Below are 17,317 nucleotides of genomic sequence, written 5' to 3'. Positions count from 1 at the left end.
GGTGCGACCACTCGGCGGACGGGCTGGCGGAGGCGGGACTGAGGACGTGTGAGTGAGTGCCGCGTGGAGGCTGGGGACGGGCGATCGCCGGGTTGAGGCCCGGGCAACGGCCGGGTCAGGCTTGTTCGGCGAGCACTCGCAGTGCCGGTACCAGGGCACGCAGCGCGCGGCCGCGATGCGAGGCCGCATCCTTCTCGGCCGGCGTGAGTTCGGCGGCGGCGCGGTCCGATTCCTCGGGCTGGAACAGCGGGTCGTAGCCGAACCCGCCCTCCCCGCGCGGCGCGCGCAGGACCGAACCCTGCCAGCGCCCCTCCGTCACGATCTCGGCGCCGTCCGGCCCGGATGTGAAACCCGACCCGGGGACCCCGCCCGGCCAGACCAGCGCGCAGGCGGAGACGAACGCCGCTCCCCGTCGCTCATCGGGCACGTCGGTCAGCTGGCCCAGCAACAGGGCGTTGTTCGCGGCATCGTCGCCGTGGCTGCCTGCCCAGCGCGCCGAGAGCACGCCCGGCATACCGTTGAGCGCGTCCACGGCCAGACCGGAGTCGTCGGCCAGACACGCCAGGCCCGTGGCCCGCGCGCCCGACCGCGCCTTGATGAGGGCGTTCTCGCCGAAGGTCGCGCCGTCCTCGGGTTCCTCCGCGAACTCGGGGACCTCGTCCAGGCCCACCGGCTCGATGCCGACGATCCCCTCCGCGTCCAGCACCCGGCGCAGCTCGGCGAGCTTCTTGGCGTTCCGGCTGGCGACCAGCAGGCGCACGGTCACCGTCTACTTCCGCCGCGCCGGCACGCCGGGAGGCGTGGGCAGCTCGCCCGGGTACGGCGCGGCCAGCGCCTGACGTTGCAACTCGAACAGCTTCTCGCAACCGGCCTGGGCCGAGTCGAGCATCTCGTTCAGCGTGTCGCGACCGAACGCGGCCCCCTCGGCCGTGCCCTGCACCTCGACGAGCGCGCCCGCGTCCGTACAGACCACATTCATGTCCACCCCGGCCCGCGAGTCCTCCTCGTACGGGAGGTCGCACAGGACGCGACCGTCGACCACGCCGACGCTGACCGCGGCGATCGCCCCGGTGAGCGGATTGCCGGTGACCGCGCCCTTGGACTGCAGCCAGGTCACCGCATCCGCCAGGGCGACGTACGCGCCGGTGATGGCCGCGGTGCGGGTGCCGCCATCGGCCTGGAGCACGTCACAGTCCAGCGCGATGGTGTTCTCCCCCAGCGCCGACAGGTCGATGCAGGCACGCAACGACCGGCCCACCAGGCGGCTGATCTCGTGGGTGCGGCCGCCGACCTTGCCGCGCACCGACTCACGGCCCGAACGTTCGTGCGTGGCCGCGGGCAGCATCGCGTACTCGGCGGTGAGCCAGCCCAGTCCCGAGCCCTTGCGCCACCTCGGCACCCCCTCGGTGACGCTGGCCGTGCACATCACCCGGGTCTGCCCGAAGGTGACGAGAACCGAACCCGCCGGATGCGAGGTGAAGCCCCGCGTGATGGTCACGTCGCGCAGATCGCCGTCCGCGCGCCCGTCTGCTCTGCTGATGTTCGAAGAGGTCACGAGCGCCGATCCTAGCGGCGGACGCCCGACACCGCGTGGCGACGGCCCCTGCGCCGGTCCTCAGATCTCCAGACGAAGGTCCGGCTCGGCGAGCAGGATCTCGCCGGAGTACTCGGTCGCGGCCTCGGCACGCACGGCTTCGGGATCCGTCCACGGCGGGATGTGGGTCAGCACGAGCCGACCGACCCCGGCGCGCGCCGCGACCCGTCCCGCCTCGATTCCCGACATATGGATGCCCGGCGGGTGCCCCTCCTCGTGCGTCCAGGACGCCTCGCAGAGCAGGACGTCGGCGCCGGCCGCGAGCTCGACCACCGACTCGCCATAAGCCGTGTCACCGCTGTAGACCAGCACGCGACCGTCGGCCGAGGTCAGGCGTAGGCCGTACGACTCGGGCGGATGGTCCACCCGTCCGGCCCGCACATGCAGGACCACCTCGTCGTCGTCCTTGAACTCCAGCTCGGGCGTGACATCCCACGTCGACACCTCGAACGTGTCCGACAGGTCGTCGACCGCACCGGGTTCCTCCGCCGATGCCACGCCGATCCGATAGGCCGTCCCCGACGGCCCGACCAGCGGCACCCTGCCGGCCGTGGCCGAGTGCGGCCCGTACCGGCGCAGCACCAACAGGCTCGGCACGTCCAGGCAGTGATCGGCGTGGAGATGCGACAGAAGGATCGCGGCGTCCTCGGGGACGGCGTGGCGCTGCAGCGCGCCCAACACCCCCGGCCCCATGTCGATCACCACGGGGGCCACGCCCTCGACCTCCACGAGGTACCCGGACGCCGGCGAGGTGGGTCCGCCGATACTTCCCGAGCACCCGAGGACTGTCAGAAACATGGGCACCATCGTGCCACGCCGGGCCGCGTGTCGTGCCGACTGCGCCCCTACCCGCGACGCGTGTCCCACACGGCTCAACCCACCGCCGTCCGCCCGACCGCCACCAGCCCGGGACCGATGAAGCGCGACGCCACTCTGCGGAAGGCATCCGGATCGCCGGTGACGAGGAACTCCCGCGTCGCCGGATGCTCCTGATCGTGCGGTCGTAACAGGTCCTCGGCGGTGAGCACCCGGAGCACGTCCTTGGCCGTCTCCTCCGCGCTCGAGACCAGAATGACGTTGTCCCCCACCGCCAGCTGAACCACGCCCGACAGCAGCGGGTAATGGGTGCAGCCCAGCACCAGGGTGTCGACGTCCGAGTCGCGGATCGGGGCGAGGTAGGCCTCGGCCAGGCCGAGAACCTGGCGGCCGCTGGTGACGCCGCGCTCCACGAACTCCACGAACTTGGGGCACGCCACCGACGTGAGTTCGATGCCGGCCGCGGCGGCGACAGCGTCGTCGTAGGCCCGGGAGGCGACCGTGGCCCGCGTGGCGATCACGCCGATCTTCCCCGACCGCGTGGTGGCCACCGCGCGGCGGGCCGCCGGCTGGATGACCTCCACCACGGGCACCGGGTAGCGCTCGCGGGCATCACGCAGCATGGCCGCCGACGCCGTGTTGCAGGCGATCACCAACGCCTTGACGCCCCGCTCGACGAGTTGGTCGGCGATCGCCAGCGCGTGCGCGCGGACCTCCGCGATCGGCAACGGCCCGTACGGCCCGTGAGCGGTGTCGCCGACGTAGACCACCGACTCGTCGGGCAGCTGGTCCATGATCGCGCGCGCCACGGTCAATCCGCCCGCCCCCGAGTCGAAGACCCCGATCGGCGCATTCCGGTCCGGCGGCGTGCCCGGCGTGCCGCGGCCCCGGGAGGTCACCGAGGCGCCCAGTCTCCGGCCCGTCACCCGCGCTGCCCGGCGGGGAGCTGCTTCGACCCGCGGTCCCGCTTGAGCCCGTACGCCGACACCAGGCCGCCGATCGCGCCGCCGAGGTGGCCCTGCCACGACACGCCTTCGAGCATCGGTGACAGACCGGCGAGGGTCTCGACGCCGTAGAAGATCCCGATGACCACCCCGATCACCAGGTGCAGGAACCTGCGGGTGAAGAAACCGCGGAGGATCACGTACGCCACGTAGCCGAACACGATTCCGGACGCGCCGATGTGGACGGTGCCGACGCCACCGAGCAGCCAGGACACCACGCCCGAGGCGACCCAGGAGATGAGCGTGACGCTGATGAGCGGACGGACGCCGGACATCGCGATGATCGAGCCGAGGATCAGGAGGGCTACCGAGTTGCCGATCAGGTGCGCCCAGTCACCGTGCAACAGGGGCTGGAAGAGGATCCCCAGGAGGCCGTCGGTCGACAGGGGTTCCACGCCGTGGGCGTCCAGGACCTGCCGGTTGCCGGTTACCGCGATGAGGACCTGGTCGGCCGCCTCGACCACCCACATCAGGGCGACGAAGCAGAACAACAGGATGAGCGCCGGCCCGCGCCGGGGGCCCTGCCTGGCGGGCGCCGGGTCGCCGACGCCGGGGGTCATCGGGGCTCGGGGGTCGTGGTACACGGTGTTCTCCTCATTCCCCGGTCAGGGCGGTGCACAGGGAGTCCTGCATGAACGTCAGCCAGTGGTAGACGTCCAGCTGCGCCGAGCGCGGATCGTCCTCCGGCACGAACTCCGGGATATCGGTCGCGGGGGTGCCATCCGCGTCGCCGGCCTCGAGCAGCACCGCGCCCAACCCCAGGCGAACGTCGTTGAGACAGCCCATCCAGGCCTGCGCCTGGTCCATGGTCAGCGAGACGGTTCCGCCGCGGGCCGGCAGCGAGCGCAGAAGCACCGCCGCTGACGCGAGCTTGGCGTCGATGATCTCGGGCTCGTGGATCATCCGCATGCCCGAGTTGTGGGCGCGCGCCACGGCCCCGGCGTCCGACCCCGACCCGGACGGTCCCTGCGGCCCGTCCGCTTTCTCGGGTCGGTGGAAGTCCGGCAGGAGTCTCGCGAGCGGCGCCTGGTCCGGCAGTGCGGAATGCCCACTGCGCATACCCGTGAGCTCGGCCAGCTCGTCCCGCGGCGCCGAGTCGCGGCGCTGCTCGAGCATGTCCACGACGTTGGAGACCAGCGCGTGCAGGATCTGCACCTCGTGGCTCTCCATCACCGACTTGATACGGGGGCCGCCCAGGGAGGACTTTCGCTGCCAGGCCTTCACGGACTCACGCCTCCCGCTGCATGGTGGCCCACAGCCCGGCCTCTTGCAGTTTCCGCACGTCGTTCTCCACCTTGTCCCGACCCCCGGAGGACACGACCGCCCGGCCGTCGTTGTGCACCTTGAGCATCAGGTCGTGCGCGTGCTCGCGGGTGTAACCGAACACCCGCTGGAAGACGAACGTCACGTAGCTCATGAGGTTGACCGGATCGTCCCAGACCACGGTGAGCCAGGGATTGTCGATCCCGCCGTCGAGCTCCGTATCCGTGGACTCCACGGGCACCGCCGAAGGCATCGCCATGTGCGGGACGGTGCTCCGGACGGCCGCGAGCGGTGTCGTCACTGGGTGCATGCATCCCAGGATACGGATTCCCGCCCCCGCGGCCACGACGTAGAGTCGGCCGCGTGACCTCGACGACATCGCCCGCCTCCGAACCCCGGTCGGGGCGGCCCTCCACCGCGCTGCTGACGGACAAGTACGAGCTCACCATGATCAGCGCGGCACTGGCCGACGGCACAGCCGACCGGCCCTGCGTCTTCGAGGTGTTCGCCCGCCGCCTGCCCGCGGGCCGCCGGTACGGCGTCGTCGGCGGCACCGGCCGTCTGCTCGACCGGCTCGCCGACTTCCGGTTCACCGAGGAGGAGGTCGCGGTGGTCGCGGACTCCCTCGACGAGCGGACCATCCGATGGCTCCGGGACTTCCGGTTCAGCGGCGACATCGACGGCTACCGGGAAGGCGAGCTCTACTTTCCCGGCTCCCCCGTGCTCAGTGTCCGCGGCGGCTTCGCCGAGTGTGTGGTGCTCGAGACCCTGGTGTTGTCCGTGTTCAACCACGACAGCGCGATCACGGCCGCGGCCGCCCGGATGAGTTCCGCCGCACGCGGCCGCCGCATCATCGAGATGGGCTCACGCCGCACCCACGAGGAGGCGGCCGTGGCCGCGGCCCGCGCCTCCTACCTCGCCGGTTTCCACTCCACCTCCAATGTCGAGGCCACCCGGCGCCACGGTGTCCCCTCCGCCGGCACCTCGGCGCACGCGTTCACGCTGCTCCACACCGGGCCCGACGGCCCCGACGAGGCGGCCGCCTTCCGCTCGCAGGTCGCCACCCTCGGGGTGGGGACGACGCTGCTGGTCGACACCTACGACATCACTTCCGGCGTGGCCACCGCGGTCGAGGTGGCAGGCCCCGAACTCGGGGGCGTGCGGATCGACTCCGGCGACCTCGGCGTGCTCGCCAGGCAGGTGCGGGACCAGCTGGACGCCCTCGGGGCGCAGCGCACGAAGATCGTCGTCTCCGGGGACCTGGACGAGTACGCGATCGCCGCGCTCCGCGCCGAGCCCGTCGACGTCTACGGCGTCGGCACGCGCCTGGTGACCGGCTCCGGCGCCTCGACGGCGGGCATGGTCTACAAGCTGGTGGAGGTCGACGGCATCCCGGTGGCCAAACGCTCCACCCACAAGGAGACGCTGCCCGGTGCCAAGCGCGCGGTCCGGTACCACCGGGCCTCGGGTACCGCGGTCGAGGAAGTGCTTTTCCCGGCGTCCGGCAGTGCGCCCGACGAGCCCGGTCTCGAGCAGCGCGAGCTGATGATCCCCATGCTCCGCGACGGCGAGCCCGTGCCGGATCTGCCCTCACTCGAGCAGTCCCGCGACCACCACGCGGCCGTGATGGTGAGCCTGCCGTGGGAGGGACTCGCGCTCAGTGCCGGGGATCCGGCCATCCCCGTTCGTACCGTCGCGCCGCACGGCACCCCCTCGTAGAACGCTGGTCGCCCGTCCCCCCGAGGGCAGGACCGACGACGACCGCGTCCGCGCCCACCGGCCGCTGACCTCGTGTCGGATCGGGCGGCTAGGGTTACCGCGTGACCGACTCGCTTCCCTCCGTCTCCGAGCTCCTCGACACCGCTGTCGAGGGTCTCGGCGGAAGTCGACGCGACGGCCAGCTGATGATGGCCGAGGCGGTGGGAAACGCGTTGTCGACCGGCGAGCATCTCGCCGTGCAGGCCGGCACCGGCACGGGTAAGTCGCTGGCGTATCTCGTACCCTCGCTGCGGCACTCCGTGGAGACGGGCGGCACCGTCGTCGTCTCCACCGCCACGATCGCCCTGCAGAACCAGCTCGTGGACCGGGACCTACCGCGCCTGGCCGCCGCACTACGTCCGTCGCTCGGCGTGGCGCCCTCCCACGCGATCCTCAAGGGCCGCGGCAACTACCTGTGCCTCCACCGCGTGAGCACCGGGCCGGTCGACGAGGCCGACCCGGAGGAGATCGAGACGGAGGAGCTGTTCGATCTCCCTCTCGGCGGCGAGTCCACGGCCGCACGCACCCCGCGGCAGGCCTCGCCCCGCGACACCGGCCCGTCCTCGTGGCTCGGGCGGGAGATCGCGCGGCTGCACGACTGGGCGCAGGAGACCGACACCGGCGACCGGGACGATCTGCCCCGCGGCGTATCGGACGCGGCGTGGCGCCAGGTCTCGGTGACGAGCCGCGAATGCCTGGGGCAGCTGTGCCCCGAGTTCTCCGAGTGCTTCGCCGAGCAGGCCCGGCAGGAGGCCGGACGCGCGGACGTGGTGGTGACCAACCACGCGCTGTTGGCGATCGACGCCATGACCGACGTGTCGGTGCTCCCGGAGCATGACGCCGTGGTGATCGACGAGGCCCACGAACTGTCGGACCGGGTCACCGGGGTCTCCACCGCGGAACTCACCGGCGCCGCCGTCATCCAGGCCGCACGCCGGGCCGCCAAGCTCGTCGACCAGCAGACCGCGGACCGTATGGTCGCCGCCGGCGAGGGCCTGGCCGGGCTACTCGAGATCTGCCCTGAGGGGCGCTGGGACATCCTTCCCGAGGGGGCGGACCTGGCGCTGGCCGCCGTCCGCCACACCGCGGAGAACTGCCGCAGCGCGGTGCCCGGCCCCAAGCCCGGGGAGGCGGCCGGCGACCCGCAGGGGGCCTCGGACCGACAGAAGACGTTGGCGGCACTCGACGAGATCGCCGAGGCCGCCGACCGCATGCTCGGGTCCTACGACAAGCCCGTGGCCGAACGCCTGGAGATCGTCTGGATGAGCCAGGAGGACCGACGCGGACGCATCCTGCGGGTCGCGCCGCTGACCGTGGCGGGACTCCTGCGTACCCGCCTGTTCGCCGAGTCCACGGTGATCCTCACCTCCGCCACCCTCACGACGGGTGGGAAGTTCGACGGGCTGGCCGCCAGCTGGGGTCTGCCGCCCGCCTCCGCCGCGCGCCCGGACCCGGCGACGGCCGTCTCCCTCGAGCCGCCGTCCGACGAGGACGCCGCCGCACTGCGCTGGTCGGGCATGGACGCCGGATCGCCGTTCGACTACCGCCGCAACGGCATCCTCTACGTGGCCGCGCACCTGCCCGCCCCCGGCCGCGACGGGACCTCGTCCGACGCGGAGGACGAACTCGTGGATCTCGTCGCCGCCGCCGGTGGGCGCACACTGGGACTGTTCTCGTCGATGCGGGCGGCCAAGGCCGCTGCCGAGCTCCTGCGCGAACGGTTGGACACCCCGGTCCTGTGCCAGGGCGAGGACTCGACGGCCAATCTCGTCGCTCAGTTCGCGGAGGACGAGGAGACCACGCTGGTCGGGACGCTCTCGCTCTGGCAGGGGGTCGACGTCCCCGGCAAGACACTGTCGCTCGTCGTCATCGACCGGATCCCGTTCCCCCGCCCGGACGACCCGCTGCTGTCGGCGCGGCAGCGCTCGGTGGCGGCCCGCGGTGGCAATGGCTTCCTCGCCGTCGCCGGTAACCACGCCGCCCTCCTGCTCGCGCAGGGCGTCGGGCGCCTCCTCCGTCGTACCGAGGACCGGGGCGTCGTGGCCGTACTCGACTCCAGGCTGGTCACCGCCCGCTACGGTGGCTACCTCCGCGCCTCACTGCCCCCGTTCTGGCAGACCACCAACCGCGACGTGGTGCTCGGCGCCCTGGAGCGACTTCGCGACTCCTGAGCCGTCGGAGGCGGCGCCGACCGGGCATCAGCGCCGCGCAGGGCCCGGTCTCACCGCGGCAGGATGACCGGCACCCTGGTGTCCGGATCGGGAATCACCCGGCACCGCAGGCCGAACACCTCTCCCACCAGTTCCTCGGTCAGGAGCTCGGCCGGAGGCCCGGTCGCCACCACCCGCCCGTCCTTCATCACGATCAGATGCGTCGCGAACCTGGCGGCGTTCCCCAGCTCGTGCAACACCGCCACGATCGTCCGGCCCCGCGCGCGAAGATCGTCGAGCAGGCGCAGCGTCTCCACCTGATGCGCGATGTCCAGGAAGGTCGTCGGCTCGTCCAACAACAGGCAGGGCGCATCCTGTGCCAGTGCCAGCGCGATCCACACGCGCTGGCGCTGCCCGCCCGACAGGGTGCCGACGAGTCGGTCCGCCAGTTCGTCCACGTGGGTCAGCTCCATGGCGGTGGTGACCGCTTCCTCGTCGCGGGCGCTCCACTGGGCGAACAGGGTCTGGTGCGGATAGCGACCTCGCCGCACCAGCTCGGCCACCCGGATCCCGTCCGGGATCGGCGAGTCCTGGGGGAGCAGGCTCAAACGGCGCGCGACGTCGGCCGTACGCACGCGGGCGAGGTCCTCACCGCCGAGGAAAACCTGACCTGACGACGGGGTGAGAAGTCTCGTGAACACCCTGAGCAGGGTGGACTTTCCGCATCCGTTGGGTCCGATGATCGCGGTGAACTCGCCGGCCGGCACGCTCGCCGAGACCTCGGACAGCACGTTTTCGCCCCGCCGGTACGCCACGGATACCCCGCGCGCCTCCAGTGCCGATTCCACACTCAACTCCTGTCACTCTCCCGCACCAGCAGGTACACCAGATAGATCCCGCCCAGACAGACCGTCACCGCGCCGACCGGCACACTGGCGGCGGGGATCGCGTGCTGGGCGATCAGATCGGACCCGGCGAGCAGGACCGCTCCGACGAGGGCTGCGCCGACCGGGTCGAAGCCACCCGACCGCCGTCGGGTCCGCCGCGCGATCTGCGGCGCGGCCAGCGAGATGAACGCGATCGGCCCGGTCACCGCGGTCACCAGCGCGGTCAGCGCTACTCCCACCACGACGGCGACGGCCTTCACCGGCTCTGTCCGGACCCCGCGCGTCTTCGCGGCGTCATCGCCCAACTCGAGCTGGGCGATTCGTCGGGCCAGCCACGGGACCAGCGCCACGAGAGCCAGGGCCAGCGCGCCTGCTCCGAGCAGCTGTGGCCATCGGACGCCGTTCAGGGACCCCGCGCCCCAGACCGCGGCCCGCAGCGCCACGTCGAGTTCGGATGAGACGACCAGCCATGAGTTGATCGACCCGAGGAACGCGCTGACGGCGATCCCCACGATGATCAGGCGGAATCCCTGGAGCCCGGAGGAGTAGGCGAACAGATACACCAATCCGGCCGCGGCCACTCCCCCGACCACGGCGCCCGCGGAGACCGCGGCGTAGCCCATCCCGCCCAGACTGATGACCACCAGGACCCCGGTGAATGCGCCGGTGTTGAGGCCGATGATGTCGGGACTCCCCAACGGATTGCGCGTCAGCGACTGGAAGACGGCGCCGCTGATCCCGAGGCAGGCGCCGAACACCGCGGCGGCGAACGCGCGGGGCGCCCGCCACTGCACCACGACCATAGAGTCCACTCTGGTGGCCTCGGGGCCGAACGCCCGCACGACACGATCGAGGGGGATCAACTGGTCCCCGACCATGAGCGAGGCCAGGACCAGCGCCACGAGGACGACGACGACAAGACCCGCGACCCGGATGTCACCGGGCGTCACGATACGGCTGAATCGGCCCAGCCGGACGGCCCGCTCGCCGGTCACATTCCTCCCCGTTCCGCCCGGCGGACGAGCAGGATGAGCACCGGGGCTCCCAGGAATGCGGTGACGATTCCCACGCGCAACTCTGCCGGCCAGGCCACGAGGCGTCCGATGATGTCCGCGACGACGAGCAGTATCGGGGCGGCCACCACCGAGTAGGCCATGATCCACCGATGGTCCGGGCCGGTGACCAGCCGAACCGCGTGCGGGATCATCAGTCCCACGAACGCGATCGGCCCGGCGGCCGCTGTGGCGGCGCCACACAGCACCGTGATCGCCAGGGCCGAGGTGCCCCGTACGAGGCCGATCGGCACCCCCAGTGCACGGGCCCGGTCGTCGCCGAGCGCGATGGCGTTGACCGCGCGCCCGGTCAGCATGGCCACCACGAGCCCCACCACGATGAACGGGGCGACGAACGCGACGGTCCCCTCGGGCCGGTCGGCGATACTCCCGACACCCCAGAACCGCATCTGGTCGAAGACACGGGGAAGCACCAGTTCGAGTGACTGGGTGATGCCGGTGCACACGGCTGTCAGGGCCACCCCGATCAGGGTGAGGCGCACCGGCGTCGCTCCGTGTGGCCCGCGCAGAGCGATCGTATAGACGAGCACGAACGACAGCAGCGCACCGGCGAACGCGAACCACACGTAGCCACTGATCGAGGTGATCCCGAAGAACGCCACGGCCACCGCCACCGCGAGCCCCGCACCGGCGTTGACGCCGAGAATCCCCGGGTCCGCGAGGGGGTTCCGGGTCAGAGCCTGGGCGAGTGCGCCCGCCACGCCGAGCGCCGCGCCCACCAGGACCCCGAGGAGAGCCCTGGGCAGTCGCATCTCCACAACGGTCGAGTGGATGATCGGGTCGGCTTTACCCGTCAACGCCGACATCACCTCGCCGGGCCCGAGTGACGCCGACCCGACGAACAGACTCAGGGCGCAGACGGCCACCAGGAGGACGACGCCGATCGCGAGGCCGATGATCCGCCGTCCGGTCCGGTGCCCGCTCCGTGGCGGATCTGTGTGGATGGCCTGCGGAGAAAACGACCGGGTGGCCCCCTCGGCCCACCGGCCGGTGCGCCCGTCCGACCGAGCGGGCCGGTTCGCCGGACGCTGGGAAGTCGTCGGCGGAGTCGGGGTCACTGCCGGGACGCACCGTCGTCGTCTCGGATGAACTCGTCCGCGACGACTCCCCACCCGAGGGTGTGCCGTTGCCGCGCGGTCCATCCGGCCGCCCGGGCCAGCTCTCCGACCCGGTCCTGCGTCCGAGGGTCGCGCCCTGTGGTGACGAAGCGGAGCAGCCCCTGGTCAGCAGCGGTCTGCGACAGCCCGTCGGGGGTACTCGAGTCGATGACCAGCGCGCGGCCGGCCATGTCGGACAGGTCCCGCAGATGCTGCAGGGCCGACTGGTCATCGAGGTGACTCAGGAGCATTGCCGAGACCACCACATCGCCGCGCTCTCCATCGACCTCCACGTGGACGCTGCCGTCCCCGGCGCCGTGGGCGAGCCGGGCCACCAGGCCCGCCCCCGGGCCCACCGCGACGACCCCCGGGCTCGCGAGCCCGGTCAGAACGCGCCGGAGGCCGTGCTGGAGGAAGACCAGCGACTCGGATTCGTGCTCGAGGTGATGCGCCACCTCGGGGTCGGTGAGCGCGGACTCCGCGAACGGCAGCCCGGTGTCCAATTGCCAGGCGGGGGTCCCACTGCGGAGCGAATCCGCCAGATGACGTAGTGCGAGGACCTGGTCGGCCTCGGTCCCCGTGAACTCGTCCCGTGAGTGCGCGTCGTCGACGAGGGATACGGCCAGATCCGTGAGGGCCCAGCGTCCGTCGGCATGACCGTCCAGGAGACCGGCGGCGGCGAGCGTGCCCACGAGCGAGTCGAGTCCGTGTTGGACGCCGAGCGCCGACGATGCGTCCGGGACCGACATCGGACGGTCCCGCAGTACGTCGAGCAGACCCGTGTGAAGGGCGGCCCGGACCGCGAACCACGCCACCGGCGACTCGGGCAGTTCGGGAACGCTCTCCCCCGCCTTCTCCGCGCGTTCGATGTGCCAGTAACCGGTGATACTGCGGTGAATCTTCTCGACGCGGCCCGCCAGACGACGCCGGAGTGGGAGCAGCGACCGTGCCTCACCCGCGGCCCAGACGAACGGACGGTCCCCGAGCGCCTCCGCCTCGTCCACCGTGTCGAACAGCGCGGCGATCGCCTCCCCGCTCGGCTCCGGCATCAGCTCGACCCGGATCGAATCCGTCCCCCGGATCTTGAGATCCGTCGATGCCCCGTCGCCTCCGGTGGTCACCACCACATGCGCCGGGACCGTCAGCGGCCGCTCGTCCAGGAACCGCCGGACGGCGGGAAGCGCGGTCTCGTCGCCGATCAGGACGATGGACGTGGCGTCGTCCGGTAGCACCTGGGACGATTTCGGTCCGACGAAACTCACAGTCGACCCCGGCGTCGCCTGACGCGCCCAGCTCACAGCCGGGCCGTCCCCGTGCAGGACGAAATCCACGGTGAAGCCCCCGGTCCGGCCATCCACGCTGTGTGGTGTGTAGTCCCGGGTCAACCGGTGCTCCGAGGGAGTCCACTCGATCCCGTCGACGTGTTGGCGGGGCAACGCCGCCTCGACGTCTCCGTCGGCGGCGAAGATCAGCTTGATGTGATCGTCGAAGCCGGGGGCGGCGAACGCCGGGTGGCTGATTCCCGCCCTCTCGAATGCGCCGAGTTCGGCGCCTTCCAGGCGGACACGACGAGTGCGACCGTCAACGTCTTCCGTCGAGACCACGTGCGCAGTCCGCACCACCAGTGGATGGATGACGAGATCGGTCAGGCTCATCGAGGGAACTCCGCCTGCACGATGTCGAGGATCGCGAGCGCCTCGTTGTAGTCGTGGCGCACCGCCCAGTACGGGAGGTCGTACGCGTTGTCCCCGACGAACGCGGGGAGGTTGCGCCAGGCAGGGTTGTCGGCCAGTTCGGCCACCGACGTCGTCTCCCCGTTGAACCCCATGACGAACACCGTCTCGCTGTCGACGATCTGTCCGAGTTGCTCGGTGGACAGCTCCGCCATGTCGCCGCCCGGCTGGTAGGGCTCGAGGTTGTGCCGGGCGACGAGATCGTCGGTCCGGAATCCCAGCTCGCCGAACATCACGGAAAGGCCGGTGTCCTCGAACAACAGGTACGGGGTCCCGTCCGCGGTCACGCTGATGAACGACGTCGGCTGCGGGGGAACCAGGATCCCGTCGGCCACCTCGGTGACCCGCTCGTCGTAGGTCGCGACCATGTCGTCGAATTCGTCCTGCCGGTCGAACACGTCCGTGGCCAGGAACTCGGCCTGTTCACGCCAGTCGACGAAGGACTTGTCCACCATGACCGTCGGGGCGATCGCCGACAGCTCCTCATAGGCCGCGTCCGCCTGGAAGTTGGGGAACCCCCATCCGCCGGCCACGATGAGGTCGGGATCGGTGGCGAGAATGGCTTCGAGGTCGAATCCGTCAGCGGACCACGGGAGGAACTCGGTGCCGTCCTCTTCCGGAGCGTCTCCCCAGAGTTCGGAGAACTCCCCGTTGGCCTGGCTCGCGTCCTCCGGGATCGTGGCGGCCACCGGGATGTCGAGTTCGTACAGGTACCCGGCGAGTGCGTAGTTGAGCACGACCACGCGCTCCGGGTCCGACGGCACCTCCACGTCCCCCTTCGGCGTGCTGACCGTGCGCGTTCCGCCCGGCTCGCTCGCTGCGCCGGCGGACGGATCCCCTTCTCCGGCCGAACACGCCGCGGTGGCGGCCAGCATGAGTGTCATCGCCGCGGCCATGATCGGGCGCGTGAGCGCACGGGTGTTGTGTGACATCTGTCCTCCGGTGCAAAATTAGGTGAGGCTTACCAAATAGCCCCCGGAGAAGGGTAGATCGTCGCGGGTGCTCCCGGAAGGCCTGATGCGACACAGTCACGGTCCGAAGGCGACAACGTGACACTTGTCACGGACCAGAAGAGAATGAGGTCACCTGTGGGATTCACACGAGCACTGGCGATGGCGGTTCCCGAGAGTCGGGTGCGATTCTTCGGTCATTCCGAGCACAGTCACGAGGTTCCGCACATCGTGCATATGGTCATGGGTCGCGGCCGCCTGACCGTGGACGGCTCGGTGGTCACTCTCGAACCGCGGGCATCGGTACTCCTCGCCCCGGGGGTCCCCCACGCGCTCGACCTGGACGAGCATTCGATCGCACTGGGGCCGTTCCTGTCCCCGCGCAACACTCCGGTCGAACGAGTCCGGAGACTGGGGGTCGTCCCCGCCCTCACCGACCTGATGCTGGCCAGGCTCGCGGCCCAGCCCTACACACACGAGCAGGTGACACTGTTCACCGACAGTCTCGACGACATCGTCTCGGCACTTCTCACCGAAGCATTCGCCGTTCCCACGCCCGCCCATCCCACGGCACGTCAGATCGCCGAGGTCGCGACCGACTCCTCCGCCACCCTGGCCGAGCTCTGCGGCTGGTTCTCGATCAGCCCGCGTCAGATCCAGCGCCTGTTCCTGGGTGAAACCGGGCTCACGTTCCAGCAGTGGCGCACACGGACTCGACTCAACGTGGCGATCCGGGCCCTACGCGGGGGCTCCAGCGGTGAGAGTGCGGCCCGGAGCGCAGGTTTCGCGAACCGAGCCGGGCTCCTCCGTGCACTCAGCCGGGAATGCGGCACGCCGATCGATGACCTCAGAATCGATCCCCTGGCCTGCCTCCGGCGGCCCGAGGAGGCGCCTGCCGACGCGGGCCGCGGCGATCATGCCCGGACGTCGGTGGCGATCACCGTCAGTGAGCCCGGGGCGACCTCGGTGTAGCCGGCGTCGACGACCGCGGCCACGCCGGGCTCTGATCGGACCACCGCGGCCGACAGCTCCTGCCAGCGCGCGGAACCGGCCTCACGAACCGCAACGGGGCAACCGCTGCCGACCCATTCCCCCAGCCGCTTGCGTGACATCCCCGCCATCAGCAGCATGACGCCGTGACCGACCTGCGCCGCCGCCTTACCGACGGACATCTCCAGGCCTTCATCGATCCAGATCACCGGCACGCCGGCCGGGGGCGGGTCAGGATGATCACGCTCGAGGTCGGTACCGCCGATCTGCAGACGCCCAAGGCGCGGATCTATGTCGTCGACCGGGCCCGGGACGAACGCCCGCGCCTCGCAGCCGTCGACCTCGACGGTCACGCCGTCCACGTCCTGCGCCGCCCGCCACTGCGCTCCCCTGGCCCGCCGGGCGATCTTGCGCATCCGGGCATCCAGCCAGCCGGAGTACGGCTCGTGCCACGGCCCGCCGGGCGCGACGCGCACGTCCACACACACCAGGGCGACCGCACATGCCGCGGCCTCGAGAAGCGGGGTCCGCGACGGCAGGTCGCCTCTGGGCAGGTGCAGGACTATCGGCATCGACCGCACCGTTCTCCGGTCCTCGGGATCCTCCGTCCCGGACGGTCCCGCCGCCAGCCGGTCGTGGCACCAGTCGAGGTCCCTGCCGGTGCCCGGGCCCCCGATCACGCCGGTGCCTTCCGAGATCGGGCCGTCACCCACGCCCGCGGGGCCTGCCGCAGCCCCATCTGTCACGCCAGCGGGACCCGACGGTAAGTTCCGGCGGCCGTGTCCGCAGCCTCGATCTCGTCCCGGGTGATCCCCAGGATGAACAGGACGGTGTCGAGGAACGGCTTCGACAGCGACGCATCCGCCACCTCGCGCAGGGCCGGCTTCGCGCAGAAGGCGATGCCCAGGCCGGCGGCGGTGAGCATGTCGATGTCGTTGGCGCCGTCGCCGACCGCCACGGTCTGACTCAGCGAGATCCCGAGCTCGTCGGCGAACTGACGAAGGTACTCGGCCTTCGCCTCGCGGTCGACCACCTCACCGATGACCCGGCCGGTGAGCTCGCCGTCGACGATCTCGAGCGTGTTGGCGCGCGCGAAGTCCAGACCGAGCTCGTCAACCAGGCCGGAGATCACCTGGATGAAGCCGCCGGAGACCACGCCGCACCGAATCCCGAGTCGCTTGAGCGTGCGGATGGTGGTGCGGGCGCCCGGGGTGAGGACGATGCTCGAGGCCACCTCGTCGAGAACCGACGCCGGCAGACCCGCCAGCGTCGCGACCCGCTCGTGAAGCGACTGCGCGAAGTCGAGCTCGCCCCGCATGGCGCGCTCGGTGACGGCCCGGACCTCCTCCTCCTTGCCCGCGTGCGCGGCGAGCATCTCGATGACCTCGCCCTGCACGAGGGTGGAGTCGACGTCGAAGACCACCAGCCGCTTGGAGCGGCGACCGAGACCGGCCTTGTCGACGGAGATGTCCACGCTGTGGGCGTCCGACAGCGGGGCGAGGGTCTCGCGCAGGTGCGAGTCGTCGGCCGCGTCGCGGCCCGCGGTGGAGACGTGGAGCTCGAGCCCGGTCACCGGGTAGTCGGCGATCCCCCGGATGGAGTCGATGTTGGCGCCGATAGTGGCCAGGGCCCCGGCGACCGCGGAGAACGCGGACGCCGTGACGGGGCTGCCGAGGATCACGACGGCATGGGTGGACGGCGGGGTCGCCGGCGCGATGTCATCGAACTGCACGTCGAGGTGCATCCCCATCTCGCTCACCTGCTCGGTGAGTTCCCGCACGACGGCGACCGCGTCGGCGTCCTGGTCGACCCGCGTCATGAGACCGAGGGACAGGTGGCCGTTGACGACAACCTGCTCGACATCGACGAGATCGGCGCCGTGCGAGGCGAGAACGGCGCTGACACGGGCGGTGACGCCCGGGCGGTCGGGACCGGTGACGGTGAGGAGTGCCGGGGTTCCGGTGGTGCTCACGGATGCTCCTGACGGGAGGTCGTGGGCGGC

17 protein-coding genes are annotated in these 17,317 nt (G+C 71.1%); 3 read left to right on the top strand and 14 right to left on the bottom strand.

The features are described 5' to 3' along the window. Window positions 1–115: 115 nt before the first annotated feature. The 7 genes from ACWGLC_RS07535 to clpS all read right to left on the bottom strand — a co-directional run bounded on the left by ACWGLC_RS07535 (window position 116) and on the right by clpS (window position 4,987). A complete protein-coding gene (locus tag ACWGLC_RS07535) occupies window positions 116–766 on the bottom strand; it encodes a non-canonical purine NTP pyrophosphatase (RefSeq protein WP_452099296.1) in 651 nt (216 codons plus the stop codon). A gap of 3 nt (window positions 767–769) precedes the next feature. Then, window positions 770–1,555: a ribonuclease PH gene (gene rph, locus ACWGLC_RS07530; RefSeq protein WP_452099295.1), complete on the bottom strand. Its 786-nt coding sequence runs from the start codon at window positions 1,553–1,555 to the stop codon at window positions 770–772. A 60-nt stretch (window positions 1,556–1,615) separates the two neighbouring features. Continuing rightward, complete coding sequence (locus ACWGLC_RS07525) at window positions 1,616–2,392, bottom strand: MBL fold metallo-hydrolase (protein WP_452099294.1); 777 nt, start codon at window positions 2,390–2,392, stop codon at window positions 1,616–1,618. 74 nt (window positions 2,393–2,466) lie between these two features. Further along, the gene (gene murI, locus ACWGLC_RS07520) at window positions 2,467–3,309 is read right to left on the bottom strand and encodes a glutamate racemase (RefSeq protein WP_452099293.1); all 843 of its coding nucleotides are present in this window, start codon (window positions 3,307–3,309) and stop codon (window positions 2,467–2,469) included. A 23-nt stretch (window positions 3,310–3,332) separates the two neighbouring features. Then, window positions 3,333–3,998: a rhomboid family intramembrane serine protease gene (locus tag ACWGLC_RS07515; protein WP_452099292.1), complete on the bottom strand. Its 666-nt coding sequence runs from the start codon at window positions 3,996–3,998 to the stop codon at window positions 3,333–3,335. 10 nt (window positions 3,999–4,008) lie between these two features. Then, window positions 4,009–4,638, bottom strand: coding sequence for a DUF2017 domain-containing protein (locus tag ACWGLC_RS07510; RefSeq protein ID WP_452099291.1), 630 nt, complete (start codon window positions 4,636–4,638; stop codon window positions 4,009–4,011). Between the two features lie 4 nt (window positions 4,639–4,642). Next, window positions 4,643–4,987, bottom strand: coding sequence for an ATP-dependent Clp protease adapter ClpS (gene clpS / locus ACWGLC_RS07505; protein ID WP_452099290.1), 345 nt, complete (start codon window positions 4,985–4,987; stop codon window positions 4,643–4,645). 53 nt (window positions 4,988–5,040) lie between these two features. On the opposite strand from clpS, the gene ACWGLC_RS07500 reads away from it, so the two are divergent. Beyond that, window positions 5,041–6,396 (top strand): nicotinate phosphoribosyltransferase, encoded by a 1,356-nt coding sequence (locus tag ACWGLC_RS07500; protein WP_452099288.1) that lies wholly within the window; start codon window positions 5,041–5,043, stop codon window positions 6,394–6,396. Between the two features lie 101 nt (window positions 6,397–6,497). Next, window positions 6,498–8,606 (top strand): ATP-dependent DNA helicase, encoded by a 2,109-nt coding sequence (locus ACWGLC_RS07495; RefSeq protein WP_452099287.1) that lies wholly within the window; start codon window positions 6,498–6,500, stop codon window positions 8,604–8,606. Between the two features lie 50 nt (window positions 8,607–8,656). Here the strand turns inward: ACWGLC_RS07495 and ACWGLC_RS07490 are convergent, their stop codons facing one another. From ACWGLC_RS07490 to ACWGLC_RS07470, 5 genes are read right to left on the bottom strand one after another with little or no spacing between them, the layout of a single operon-like run. Continuing rightward, the gene (locus ACWGLC_RS07490) at window positions 8,657–9,433 is read right to left on the bottom strand and encodes an ABC transporter ATP-binding protein (RefSeq protein WP_452099286.1); all 777 of its coding nucleotides are present in this window, start codon (window positions 9,431–9,433) and stop codon (window positions 8,657–8,659) included. A 2-nt stretch (window positions 9,434–9,435) separates the two neighbouring features. Next, a complete protein-coding gene (locus tag ACWGLC_RS07485) occupies window positions 9,436–10,467 on the bottom strand; it encodes a FecCD family ABC transporter permease (protein ID WP_452099285.1) in 1,032 nt (343 codons plus the stop codon). Continuing rightward, window positions 10,464–11,603 (bottom strand): FecCD family ABC transporter permease, encoded by a 1,140-nt coding sequence (locus ACWGLC_RS07480; RefSeq protein WP_452099284.1) that lies wholly within the window; start codon window positions 11,601–11,603, stop codon window positions 10,464–10,466. The genes ACWGLC_RS07485 and ACWGLC_RS07480 overlap by 4 nt, the downstream gene beginning before the upstream one ends. Then, the gene (locus tag ACWGLC_RS07475; RefSeq protein WP_452099283.1) at window positions 11,600–13,297 is read right to left on the bottom strand and encodes a siderophore-interacting protein; all 1,698 of its coding nucleotides are present in this window, start codon (window positions 13,295–13,297) and stop codon (window positions 11,600–11,602) included. Before ACWGLC_RS07475 ends, ACWGLC_RS07480 begins: the two co-directional genes overlap by 4 nt. Continuing rightward, window positions 13,294–14,307, bottom strand: coding sequence for an ABC transporter substrate-binding protein (locus tag ACWGLC_RS07470; RefSeq protein ID WP_452099282.1), 1,014 nt, complete (start codon window positions 14,305–14,307; stop codon window positions 13,294–13,296). Before ACWGLC_RS07470 ends, ACWGLC_RS07475 begins: the two co-directional genes overlap by 4 nt. A 156-nt stretch (window positions 14,308–14,463) precedes the next feature. Here ACWGLC_RS07470 and ACWGLC_RS07465 point away from each other — a divergent pair, with 156 nt between their 5' ends. Then, window positions 14,464–15,297, top strand: a complete 834-nt coding sequence (locus ACWGLC_RS07465) for a helix-turn-helix domain-containing protein (RefSeq protein ID WP_452099281.1) — start codon at window positions 14,464–14,466, stop codon at window positions 15,295–15,297. Here ACWGLC_RS07465 and ACWGLC_RS07460 read toward each other — a convergent pair. Together ACWGLC_RS07460 and serB are read right to left on the bottom strand one after the other, a co-directional pair. Continuing rightward, complete coding sequence (locus ACWGLC_RS07460) at window positions 15,240–16,061, bottom strand: aminoacyl-tRNA hydrolase (protein ID WP_452099280.1); 822 nt, start codon at window positions 16,059–16,061, stop codon at window positions 15,240–15,242. The two genes, ACWGLC_RS07465 and ACWGLC_RS07460, sit on opposite strands and share 58 nt — an antisense overlap. Continuing rightward, entirely contained in the window at window positions 16,058–17,287 is a 1,230-nt protein-coding gene (gene serB / locus ACWGLC_RS07455) for a phosphoserine phosphatase SerB (protein ID WP_452099279.1), read from the bottom strand. The genes ACWGLC_RS07460 and serB overlap by 4 nt, the downstream gene beginning before the upstream one ends. Between the last annotated feature and the right edge of the window lie 30 nt (window positions 17,288–17,317).

This window comes from Dietzia sp. NPDC055877, from assembly GCF_053615975.1.
The sequence above is the reverse complement of the archived record's forward strand: the minus strand, read 5'-3'. Positions and strand labels throughout refer to the sequence as shown.